Source organism: Thalassococcus lentus (assembly GCF_028023555.1).
In the GTDB taxonomy this organism is placed as follows: domain Bacteria; phylum Pseudomonadota; class Alphaproteobacteria; order Rhodobacterales; family Rhodobacteraceae; genus Thalassococcus_A; species Thalassococcus_A lentus.
Genome location: NZ_JAQIOY010000002.1, coordinates 401,194 through 412,461, shown reverse-complemented (window position 1 = coordinate 412,461; position 11,268 = coordinate 401,194). Strand labels below are relative to the sequence as shown.

The 11,268-nt window shown below is 58.1% G+C and carries 11 protein-coding genes; 6 read left to right on the top strand and 5 right to left on the bottom strand.

The features are described from left to right. The first annotated feature begins 84 nt into the window (after positions 1-84). The 3 genes from PFY00_RS07095 (at position 85) to argC (ending at position 3,142) form a co-directional block, all read left to right on the top strand. Entirely contained in the window at positions 85-990 is a 906-nt protein-coding gene (locus PFY00_RS07095) for a lysophospholipid acyltransferase family protein (protein ID WP_271431837.1), read from the top strand. A 21-nt stretch (positions 991-1,011) separates the two neighbouring features. After that, positions 1,012-1,824, top strand: a complete 813-nt coding sequence (gene murI, locus PFY00_RS07090; protein WP_271431836.1) for a glutamate racemase — start codon at positions 1,012-1,014, stop codon at positions 1,822-1,824. A gap of 289 nt (positions 1,825-2,113) precedes the next feature. Further along, complete coding sequence (gene argC / locus PFY00_RS07085) at positions 2,114-3,142, top strand: N-acetyl-gamma-glutamyl-phosphate reductase (protein ID WP_271431835.1); 1,029 nt, start codon at positions 2,114-2,116, stop codon at positions 3,140-3,142. Between the two features lie 34 nt (positions 3,143-3,176). Here argC and PFY00_RS07080 read toward each other — a convergent pair whose 3' ends face one another. The 5 genes from PFY00_RS07080 to PFY00_RS07060 form a co-directional block, all read right to left on the bottom strand. After that, complete coding sequence (locus tag PFY00_RS07080) at positions 3,177-4,304, bottom strand: carboxylate-amine ligase (RefSeq protein WP_271431834.1); 1,128 nt, start codon at positions 4,302-4,304, stop codon at positions 3,177-3,179. Between the two features lie 58 nt (positions 4,305-4,362). Then, the gene (locus PFY00_RS07075) at positions 4,363-4,803 is read right to left on the bottom strand and encodes a hypothetical protein (RefSeq protein ID WP_271431833.1); all 441 of its coding nucleotides are present in this window, start codon (positions 4,801-4,803) and stop codon (positions 4,363-4,365) included. A gap of 212 nt (positions 4,804-5,015) precedes the next feature. Continuing rightward, positions 5,016-6,515, bottom strand: a complete 1,500-nt coding sequence (locus PFY00_RS07070; protein WP_271431832.1) for a CoA-acylating methylmalonate-semialdehyde dehydrogenase — start codon at positions 6,513-6,515, stop codon at positions 5,016-5,018. 109 nt (positions 6,516-6,624) lie between these two features. Beyond that, complete coding sequence (locus PFY00_RS07065; RefSeq protein ID WP_271431831.1) at positions 6,625-7,908, bottom strand: glycosyltransferase; 1,284 nt, start codon at positions 7,906-7,908, stop codon at positions 6,625-6,627. Continuing rightward, positions 7,905-9,119: an FAD-dependent oxidoreductase gene (locus PFY00_RS07060; RefSeq protein ID WP_271431830.1), complete on the bottom strand. Its 1,215-nt coding sequence runs from the start codon at positions 9,117-9,119 to the stop codon at positions 7,905-7,907. The genes PFY00_RS07065 and PFY00_RS07060 overlap by 4 nt, the downstream gene beginning before the upstream one ends. A gap of 82 nt (positions 9,120-9,201) precedes the next feature. Between PFY00_RS07060 and PFY00_RS07055 the strand changes: the two genes are divergently transcribed. From PFY00_RS07055 to coaD, 3 genes are all read left to right on the top strand, one after another. Continuing rightward, positions 9,202-10,104 carry a LysR family transcriptional regulator gene (locus PFY00_RS07055; protein ID WP_271431829.1) on the top strand — a complete coding sequence of 301 codons (903 nt, stop codon included), beginning with the start codon at positions 9,202-9,204 and terminating at the stop codon, positions 10,102-10,104. Positions 10,105-10,199: 95 nt separating this feature from the next. Beyond that, positions 10,200-10,637 (top strand): CBS domain-containing protein, encoded by a 438-nt coding sequence (locus PFY00_RS07050; protein ID WP_271431828.1) that lies wholly within the window; start codon positions 10,200-10,202, stop codon positions 10,635-10,637. 105 nt (positions 10,638-10,742) lie between these two features. Next, a complete protein-coding gene (coaD, locus tag PFY00_RS07045; RefSeq protein ID WP_271431827.1) occupies positions 10,743-11,234 on the top strand; it encodes a pantetheine-phosphate adenylyltransferase in 492 nt (163 codons plus the stop codon). The last annotated feature ends 34 nt before the right edge of the window (positions 11,235-11,268 follow it).

The window sequence follows — 11,268 nt, the reverse complement described above, 5'->3', positions numbered from 1 at the left end:
ACAATGGCTTTACCTTCTTGCGGGAACCTCTCGTCTGATTTACCCGGCTGGGTTAGAAGACGGGCAGTCGCAAAAGGACGAACCATGCCAAACCGCCGCGAAATTGCGCGCGATATTTCTTATTCCTGGTCTGCGTCGACCCGCAGCGGCCGCGCCATGATCCGTCTGATGGAAAATGCGACAGGCCGTTTGGGGCTGATCAAGCGGGCGGACGGCTATGCCGACGAAGTGGCGCAGGGGCGCGACTTTTGGGAAGTGATGGTCGAGCGTTATGGCCTCGGACTCGAGGTGATGGCCGGCAGTCTGGATAATATTCCTGCCGAAGGTCCTTTGATCGTTATCGCGAACCACCCTTACGGCATTCTGGATGGATTGATTTTGGGTCACATCCTATCGGTCCGCCGCGGTGACTTTCGGATTTTGGCCAATTCGGTCTTTCGCAAGGCAGAAGAGCTGAACCGCATCGTTTTGCCTATCAGTTTTGATGAAACCAAAGAGGCCATGCAGCAGAACATCCAGACACGCAAAGCGGCATTGCGTTACCTGTCGGATGGCGGCTGCATCGGTGTGTTTCCCGGTGGTACTGTTGCGACGGCAGCCAAACCTTTTGCCCGTCCCATGGATCCCGGCTGGCGCACCTTCACGGCCAAGATGATCGCGAAATCCGGTGCACGGGTGGTGCCAATCTATTTTGACGGCCACACGTCGCGTCTGTTCCAACTGGCCAGCCACATGCATTCAACGCTGCGTATGGGGCTGCTCATCAAGGAATTCCGCAAACGGGTGGACACGCCGGTACGCGTTGTCATTGGTGACCCGATCGAGGCGGATGTGATGGCAAAATTCGCCAAGGATCCACGCGGTATGATGGATTTCCTGCGCAACTCGACCTATGAGCTGTCACCGGTGCCTTTGCAGTCACTGGACTACGGATTTGAGTTTGAAGACCGCCACAAAAGCGGCGATGATACAGGCAAACGGCTTTATTGAGACCGGGCAGGAGCAATTGAGATGGCAGTAGGTGTATTTGATTCAGGACTTGGCGGGCTGACAGTTCTGGATGCCGTGTCGAAGCGGCTGCCGGATGTTCCCTTTGTCTATTTCGCCGACAGCGCCCATGCGCCCTATGGGGTGCGCGATGCCGATGATGTTTATGATCTGACTGTTTCGGCGACCGAGCGTCTGTTCGAAGCGGGGTGCGATCTGGTCATTCTTGCCTGCAATACCGCCTCGGCGGCGGCCCTGCGCCGCATGCAGGAAGGATGGGTGCCGCGCGACAAACGGGTCTTGGGTGTCTTTGTGCCTCTGATCGAAGCACTGACCGAACGGCAGTGGGGCGATAATTCCCCGCCGCGCGAAGTGGCGGTTGAACATGTGGGGCTCTTTGCGACGCCTGCAACCGTGCGCAGCCGGGCGTTTCAGCGCGAGCTGGCCTTTCGCGCGATCGGCGTCGATGTCGAAGCACAGGCCTGTGGCGGCTTGGTCGATGCCATCGAAGAAGGTGACATGATCCTTGCCGAGGCGCTTGTCCGCAGCCACGTCGATGCGCTCAAACGCAAAATGCCTGAACCGGAGGCCGCCATTCTGGGCTGCACCCATTACCCACTGATGCAGGACATCTTTCAGGATGCATTGGGCGAAAACGTCAAAGTTTACAGTCAGGCAAACCTCGTGGCTGAATCGCTGGCTGACTATTTGGAGCGCCATCCTGATATGCTGGGATCAGGTCAGCAAAGCCAATTCCTGACCACGGGAAATCCCAAAAAGGTTTCTGGGCATGCGACCCAATTCCTGAAACGTCAGATTGAATTTGTAAGCGCTTAGCGTTTCGCCGGAATCGTAAACCGCCGCTTTGGCGCCAAGAAATTCCAAAGGTTGAGCGCGGCTAATGCCGCCTTTGCCTTTCAGGATGCGGCACCCGTCTAGAACGCCATTGATCCAAGCGCCGCCGCGGCGTATAGAGCGCCCATCAGGAGATCGATGATGACCGCCCCATACGCAACAACCCTGCGACGATGATGCGCCTGCCGCCACGAATGTGCTGCGGCTTCTTTTACGTTCTCCAATTGGCACAAATCGACACGACAGTGCCCAAAGACTTCAGGATCTTACCATGACGCATTCCATCGCCATCATCGGCGCCTCGGGGTACACCGGGGCTGAACTCATCCGGCTGATCGCCACCCATCCCGGGTTTGAGATCAAGGCTCTGGCCGCAAACTCCAAAGCGGGGCAGCCACTGGCCGCTGTCTTTCCGCATCTGCGCCATCTGACCTTGCCTGATCTGGTAACATGGGAACAGATCGACTTTGATCAGATCGACCTGTGCTTTTGTGCCTTGCCGCACAAGACCAGTCAGGAAGTCATCGCGCAATTGCCGGCCTCGGTGAAGATCGTTGATCTGTCTGCGGACTTCCGGCTGCGGGATCCAGAAGCCTATGCGAAATGGTATGGCAACCCGCACAGCGCGCCCGAAATGCAAAAAGAGGCCGTCTATGGCCTGACCGAGTTCTACCGTGATGAGATTTCCGGCGCGCGGCTGGTTGCCGGAACGGGATGCAACGCGGCAACGGGACAGTACATCTTGCGGCCATTGATTGGGGCAGGGGTGATTGATCTGGATGAGATCATACTGGACCTGCAATGCGGCGTCTCCGGCGCGGGTCGCTCGCTCAAGGAAAACCTGCTGCACGCGGAGCTGTCTGAAGGCACCAATGCCTATGCCGTCGGCGGCACCCACAGGCATCTGGGCGAATTCGATCAGGAATTCAGTGCTATCGCTGGGCGCCCGGTGCAAATCCAGTTCACGCCTCATCTGGGCCCGTTCAATCGGGGTATTCTGGCCACCTGCTATGTCAAAGGTGATGCCGCGACCGTGCATGAAACTCTGGCCAAAGCCTACGGATCAGAGCCGTTTGTCGAAGTGTTGCCGATGGGTGAGACGCCCAGCACGCATCACGTGCGGGGCTCAAACTTCTGCCATATCGGCGTAACGGGTGATCGGATTTCTGGCCGTACGATCGTTGTCGCAGCCCTCGATAACCTGACCAAGGGAAGTTCCGGGCAGGCTATTCAGAACGCGAACCTGATGTTGGGTCAGCCAGAAACGGCCGGGCTGATGCTGGCGCCGTGTTTCCCCTAGTCCGCATTGCCGCATCCTTTAGCGCGCGGATTGCTCAAAGACCGTCGTGAAACGCGTCGATCAGGTGGCTGACAACTGCCCGCATCTGGGTTTCCTGATCGCCACCTGCCTTGGCCGATTGCGCTGCCACCGCGCGTTGCCGGCTGCTTGCGTTGCCCCGGACCGCAATGGCGCGGGCGTTTTCCAGCTCGGGCAGGCATCGCAGGATCCCAGCATCCTGTTCCAAGAGCTCAACAAGTTCGTTCATCAAGTCGGGCATCGGAACGATCTTGCCGGCACCATAGTCGATCAAGCCTTCGGCCACGCCGTACCGCTGAGCGCGCCACCGGTTTTCACCGATCAGGAAGGGCTCGTAAATGCGCCAGCGTTGATTGCTGACACGCAGACGCCAGAGCATGCGCAACAGGCACTGGTTTAACGCTGCCAGTGTCAATGTGTCCTCGATGCGGGGCTGCACATCCATGATCCGCGTTTCCAGCGTCGGGAAGCGTGCAGAAGGTCGCAAATCCCACCAGATCTTGGAACTGTCTTCGATGACGCCAAGATTGACCAGAATTTGGACTGACCGCTCATAGTCGGACCAGCTTTCGAACTGGGGCGGCAGGCCGGTGCGTGGCAGGTTGTCGAAGACAGACAGCCGGTAGCTGGCCAAACCGGTGTCGTCCCCCTGCCAGTAGGGCGATGACGTGGACAGGGCCAATAGATGAGGCAGGAAATAGGTCATCTGCCGCATCAGATCGACCCGTAGTGGATCATCATCCAACCCCACATGCACGTGCATCCCACAGATCAACATACGGCGCACTACCCCGCCAAGATCGCGGCTGAGCGCGTTATAGCGGTCTTTGTCGGTATGGGACTGCTGCTTCCAGTCGCCAAAGGGATGACAGGATGCGGCGATTGGCGCCAGATTATGGGCCTTGGCGCAACGCGCCACGGTGCTGCGCAGGCGTTTCAGCTCTTCTCTGGCGTCGGTTACGCCGGAACACGGCTTGGTTCCGATCTCGATCTGACACTGCAGGAACTCCGGGCTGACCTGACCTTCCAGTTCAGCAGCGCAGGCCTGCATCAGGCTCTCTGGCGCTTCGGCGAGGGCAAGACTGTCGAGATCGACCAGAAGGTATTCTTCTTCGATTCCGATGGAAAAGGCAGGTTCCGTCACGGATTGTCCCCTCGAACTGAAAGTCAGGGCTCTATTGGGCGCCAATGTGCGCCGGTTTTCAAGAGGCGTTGCGCGCGACCTCAAAGGCGTTTTGCCAAACCGGCAAAACGTCGTCCGGGTTCAAACCCAGAAACGTCACGCTTTCATCGCTTGCGCGAAACACACCGATCTCGAAGTCGACTTTGACCTCGGCAATGCTCTGATACATGCGGCCAACCCCGAATTGTACATCGCCCGGGGCAAAGAGTGCCGTCTTGCATCCCGTCGCGCGCAATGTCGAAAGTGCACTGATCCGCGACACGAGAAATATCATGCGCGCGAAATCGATGTTCAGCGTTGTGGCGCCAGACATATCGATCAGGTGATTGTACGCCGCATCGTATTGCGCGCTTTCGCAATAGGCTTTGTAAGCGTCCACGACCTCTTCCGTTTCGACAGTTCCTTCGTAACGGATAAAGACGACATTGATCTCTGGGTGCACGGAGTATCGCGCTGGCATTGTGTTCTCCTATGGGCGCACTCGCACTATAGGCGAAAAGACGCTCATGGGCTACACCTAAAACGTGTTTTTTGAAAACAAATTTCGCTTGCCGCGTGCTGTGAGGCCGGGATCAATTGGCCTGACTGCTGGCTTATTGCCGGTCAAAGCCGATTGCACAGGCTTTGCCAAAATATGCGGCGGCCCTTTTCCAAAGGCCGCCGCAACAGTGATTAGTCCATGGCTTTGAAGTTGAATTCGCCGCCTTCCTTGATGCCCGAGAACCAGCGCGCGGTGACGGTTTTGGTCTTTGTGTAGAACCGGAACGCGTCGGGGCCGTATTGATTCAGATCGCCAAAGGCGGATTTTTTCCAGCCGCCAAAGGTATGATAGCTGAGCGGGACCGGGATCGGGAAGTTGATCCCAACCATGCCGACGTTCACGCGGTGCGCAAAGTCACGCGCCGTGTCGCCATCGGCAGTAAAGATCGCGGTGCCGTTGCCATAGGGGTTGTCCATGGTCAGCTTAAGCGCTTCTTCGTAGGTCTCGGTGCGGACCTGGCTCAGAACCGGGCCAAAGATCTCTTCTTTGTAGATCTCCATGTCGGGCGTGACGTTGTCAAAATAGCTTGGGCCAACGAAAAAGCCGTTTTCGTAGCCCTGCAGGCTAAAGCCGCGACCATCCACAACCAGCTCTGCGCCCTGATCCACACCGCTGTCGATCAGACCCTCGATGCGGGCCTTTGAGGCTGCCGTGATAACCGGACCGTAATCCACGTCTTCGTTCGCGGTGTATGGGCCGACTTTCAGTTTTTCGATGCGTGGAACCAGACGGTCACGCAGACCATCGGCGGTTTCCTTGCCAACCGGAACAGCCACGGAAATCGCCATGCAGCGTTCGCCAGCCGCGCCGAAACCGGCGCCGACCAGCGCATCGGCTGCCTTGTCCAGATCGGCGTCAGGCATGATGATCATGTGGTTCTTGGCACCGCCAAAACACTGGGCCCGCTTGCCGTTGTTTGCCGCACGGCCATAGATGTACTGCGCAATCGGCGTTGAGCCGACAAAGCCCACGGCCTGAATGGTTTCGTCATCAAGGATCGCGTCTACAGCTTCTTTGTCACCGTTCACAATCTGCAGAACTCCGTCCGGCAGACCCGCTTCCTGGAGCAATTCGGCAAGACGAAGCGCGGTTGAAGGGCAACGCTCGGACGGCTTCAGGATCATCGCATTGCCGCAGGTCAGGGCAGGGGCCATCTTCCAAAGCGGGATCATGGCCGGGAAGTTGAACGGTGTGATGCCGGCCACAACACCCAGCGGCTGACGCATGGAGTAAAGATCAATGCCCGGGCCGCCGTCGTCGGTGAATTCACCCTTGAGCAGCGACGGGCCACCCATGCAGACTTCAACCACTTCCAGTCCGCGTTGTACGTCGCCACGGCCGTCGGGCAGGGTCTTGCCGTGTTCGCGGCTAACCAGTTCGGCCAGTTCGTCCATGTATTCATTGATAAGCGCACCGAATTTCATCATCACGCGGGCGCGGCGCTGCGGGTTCGTGGCGCCCCATGCGACCTGCGCTTCGGCGGCCGAAGCGACCGCAGCGGCCATTTCCTCGACGCTGGCGAGTGGCACGCGGGCCCGCACTTCGCCTGTTGCAGGGTTCATGACATCCGCAAACCGGCCGGACGTGCCTTTGACGCGTTTGCCGTCGATAAAGTGATATAGCTCTTCCATGGTCGCTCCTTTTGCGTTTGGGGCAAAGTAGCCTTGCGCAAATACGAGTGAAAGGCGCAGTTTCAAAAATCAGCTTTGCAGATTTGCGGGTGCCTTCCGGATGCTCCGACTAGGCCAGCCCCAGCCGTTTCATCACTTGCTTCAGCCCCGGTGTATCGGAGGGCGCCAATCGTGAGAGCGGTTCGGCGGTTGTGCGGGCTTCGTCCAGCGCACCAGCGCGGAGCAAGGCACGGGTCAAGGCAAGCCGCGCCTGCCAGTTGTCGGGGTTTGCGCCGAGCGCCTGCCGCAAATGCTCTTGGGCGGACTCAGTGCCGGGTTCTGACAGGGCTAGCAGCAATCGACCCGCCATAAGATGCGCATCGGGCAAATCGGGGCTACGCCTCAGGGCTTTTTGCGCACCGGCAACAGCGCCGACGCGATCCTTGTCCCGGGCTGCAAACTGGGCGTTCCGCAGTATCTCACCTGCAATTTGCTTTTGTCCAAGAGTGCTTGTTTCATTCCCTGTCGCGGGTCCAGACATCAGGCCAGTGAGGATTTTCGCCGGGATCTGCCCGGCAATCGCATCCCGTAGCGCGGCGCTGCTTTCATCTTTGGCAGGTTGGCCAAAGATATGCGTCAGGGCAAGCTCGGTCAGCGCGGCCTTGTCTGACCATGTCAGCGCATCGCTGGTCTGGATCACGGATATCAATTCTTGGCGCATCGCGATCTCCATCTTGATGCGCTCGTTCAATGGTACACGTTGCCATCCCGCCGTGACCGAAGCATCCCAAAGGCGTTTGCGGTAGATCGGATCCTCGACGCTCAGATACTCCCCGGCCAGAGCGTAGGCTATGGCGAATGGCCAATCGGCAAAGTAGCCTTCAGGCAGCTCGGCCATTCTTAGACCGGCTTTGACCGGACCGCTGCGCATCAGGTTCTTGAGAGAATAGGCATTGCCTGCCTGGCCTGTCATTCGCGTTGCGGCGCGTTGCGCTGCGGGTCCGGTTAGGTCTGATTGGGTGACCACATGATCGCGGTTTCCAAAATACTGGATTGTACCAAAGGCGGCCGTCGCCGTTGGGTTGGCTTCCAGAACCGCGCGCAGTTTTGAAACAAACTCCGGATCAAGCCGGTCGTCATGAAAGCAAAACGCAAAGAATGGTGTATCGATCAGATCAAGGCAGGCATTGGCGTTCCCGACCCAGCCCAAACGTTTTTCATTGATGCGAACTGTCACACGCGGGTCATTTGCATACCCCATGCAGATTGCTTCGGTTCCATCGCCCGCCGGATCCACGGAAATGATCACTTTGATGTCCGGGTCTGTTTGCGCCAAGGCACTTTCGATCGCCTGCTGCACAAAGCCTTCTGCCTTGTAGGCGGGGATGCAAATCGTCGTTTGAGGTGTGGTCATCGTGGTATCAGCCTATCGGCAAGAATCTCAGCGAACAGTGGCGCAAGGGTCAGCTTGCCGGTGTCTACTCTGTGATAATAGGGCGTCGGCGACATGGGCCCCACATCAAAACGCTGATGTAATTCGCTGTCCGCCTGGTCGACTGTGCCGCTACCCCAGGAAAAGATTGCACCAGCCTCGCTGCGGTGCTGACGGTTCGCGTGCTTCAGCTTGGTCATTCCTGGCACTCTTTGGCTCAGCTCATGCAAAGCGTTTTCGAAGTGCATTTCGGCCTTGGGCGGTGCAAGCGGTGTGTTCCAGTCATCCGGCGGACGCAAAGCATTGGTCTGTGCGAAACAGCCGACCGGATACCAGCTCAGATAGAACCGCCGCCCGCCATCAAAGCTGACCACATCGCCATAGGGGCCCAAAACCATGGTAGTGGATTGAATCTCAGGCAGCGGTTCATCGGTTTCAACGAAATGCGCGACCTTGCGCCGAAACAGCCAAGGACGCTGCGGGCTTGGGATAATGTCTGCATCCAGACGGAGCAGGTCCGTCCAGCTTGCGTTGATCACGTGATCGAATGGGCCTTCGATGCGTTGGTCTGTCAGACGCAGTTCCGGCGCTGCGCCCGCTTTTGGCAGCAACGCCTCGATCGTGGTTGAACAGTGCAAAGAAATGCCCGGATGGTCCCTCAAGGCCGCGCGAATGATCCTTGCCAGATAGTTCGGATCAATGCTGCGCTCTTGCGTTTGGAACAACGCCACAGCGCCATGCAACGATTGACCTTCGCCTTCCGCCACAATGCGGGCAGGGGCAATGGGGCCAAGGCCGAGGTAGTCTTGGCAATGGGCAGACACTTCGTTGTCGATTGCGGCGTAGCGCATTTTCAATTGCGCCGGCGTCAGCAGGCTGTCGGGCATCACCCGATAGACGAAAGGGGCCGACAGGTTTTGATGCAGATCTTTGACTTTGGCATAGCGAGCGATGACTTGACTGAATGCACCGCTGCCCCGCGCCATCAAACGCGCGGTGCGATCCGGCGCATCATTGGCAAAAATATAGCCGAGATGGATTTTCCCCTCGTTCCACAGGCTCGCCCGCGACATCGGTGCGTCGGCCGCATCGAACAGCGCAATGCGTGCGCCGCGTTCGGCCAGAGCCAATGCGCAAAGGCTGCCCTGAAGGCCAGCTCCAATGATCGCAATATGGGGTGTTTTTGTGGGCAAAGCGTGCAATCTTTGGCAAATTGAAGGAAGGCTGGTTGGGTTACCTAGCGGTATCTAGTCGATCTGCCAACAAGGAGCGAACATGGGATTGCATTGGGACGATATGCGCATTTTTTTGGCGGTCGCCCGAGGTGACAGCCTGTCTGCGGCCGGTCGGGCTTTGCGCATGGATGCCGCCACGGTTGGCCGCCGGATTGCGCGCCTCGAAGAGACCATGGGCACAGCTTTGTTCGCCAAGTCCCCACAGGGCTATGCCCTGACCGAAGCGGGCACCCGCATGCTGCGCCACGCCGAAGAAGCCGAACAGGCGTTTTCCCTTGCCAGCGAAGCGGTGCAGGGCCATGCCGAAGGGCTGTCCGGACAAATCCGGATCGGCGCGCCGGACGGCTGCGCCAATTTCCTTTTGCCGCAGGTTTGCGCTTCGATCGTTGAAGAAAATCCTGATCTGGACGTCCAGATCGTTGCCCTGCCACGCGTTGTGAACCTGTCCCGCCGCGAGGCTGATATGGCCATCTCGGTGTCTCCGCCCACTTCGGGGCGGCTGTTGGTGCAAAAAATTTCGGATTACAAACTGCACCTCGCGGCCTCACGCGACTACATCCACCGGGCGCCGCCGATCCTTGGGGTGGAAGACCTGCCACAGCACCCCTTCGTAGGCTATATCCCTGACATGATTTTCGACAAAGAGCTCGACTATCTCGATGAACTGGGTCTGCGTGATGTGCGGCTGGCTTCGAATTCGGTTTCCGTTCAGTTTCACTGGCTGCGTCATGGTGCTGGGCTTGGAATTGTACATGATTTTGCACTGCCTCTGGCGCCGCGTTTGCGCCGCGTTCTGGTGGACGAGGTAAGCCTGACCCGAAGCTTCTATCTGGTGCGTCATGCCGACGATAAACGCCTTGAACGCCAGAACCGTTTTGCCGCCGCTTTGGTCAAGGGACTGCGTGAAGAACTGCAACGGCTCGAAGGGCAGGCCGGGGCCTGATTGGCAAAGATTGAGACGCCGCCCTTGACAGAAGGCCACTGACGGGTGGACGCTAGGCAGCATCACGCACGCGTTACCACGGAGGGCCTAAACCAATGCAAGTGCTGCAAATCCTCAACTCCAAAGGTGCCGATGCGGTTGTCAGTGTCAAACCCGGCACGCTCGTTTCGGACGCTGCCAAGATCCTTGCGGACAAGCGGATCGGTACGGTGATCGTGTCTCCGGATGGTGAGACCGCTCTTGGTATTCTGTCCGAGCGTGACATCGTCAAAACCCTTGCCACGCAGGGCGCAAGCTGCCTTTCGGCGGCGGTAGATGATCTTATGACATCGGATCTGGTGACCTGTACGCGCGGCGATCAGGCCGAAACTGTTTTGCAGCGGATGACCGAAGGCCGTTTTCGCCACATGCCGGTTGTCGAAGACGGCAAGATGGTGGGATTGATCACTCTGGGCGACGTGGTCAAGGCGCGTCTGTCCGAGCTGGCCATGGAAAAAGACGCGCTTGAGGGCATGATTTCCAACCAGTGGTAATGTGCGATTGCGGCGCCGCGTCGCAGAAAGAATAGATGTCAGGGGTTGCAAACCCTTGCGCAATATTGTTGCGTGCGCGGCAAGTGAAGACAGGGGGACACCCTCATGCGTATCGGCCTGTATCCCGGCACCTTTGACCCGATTACCCACGGGCATATCGACATTATCCGCAGGGCGGCCATGTTGGTGGACCGATTGGTGATCGGTGTTGCCATCAATCGCGACAAGGGGCCGTTGTTTTCCCTCGAAGAACGCGTGGCCATGATCGAGGCGGAATGCGTCTCACTGTCCGAACAGACCGGGACCGAGATCGTCGCCCATCCGTTTGAAAACCTGCTGATCGATTGCGCCAAAGATGTAGGGGCACAGATCATTGTGCGCGGTTTGCGGGCGGTGGCCGATTTTGAGTATGAATTCCAGATGGTTGGTATGAACCGGGCACTGGATGACAGTGTCGAAACGGTGTTCTTGATGGCCGAAGCGCGCCATCAGGCGATTGCGTCGAAACTGGTCAAGGAAATCGCGCGTCTGGGCGGCGATGTCAGCAAGTTCGTGACACCCCCGGTTCAAGCTGCCCTGACTGAGCGTTTCGGCTGATCAGCCATCCAAAAGGGATCACAAATACAAAGCC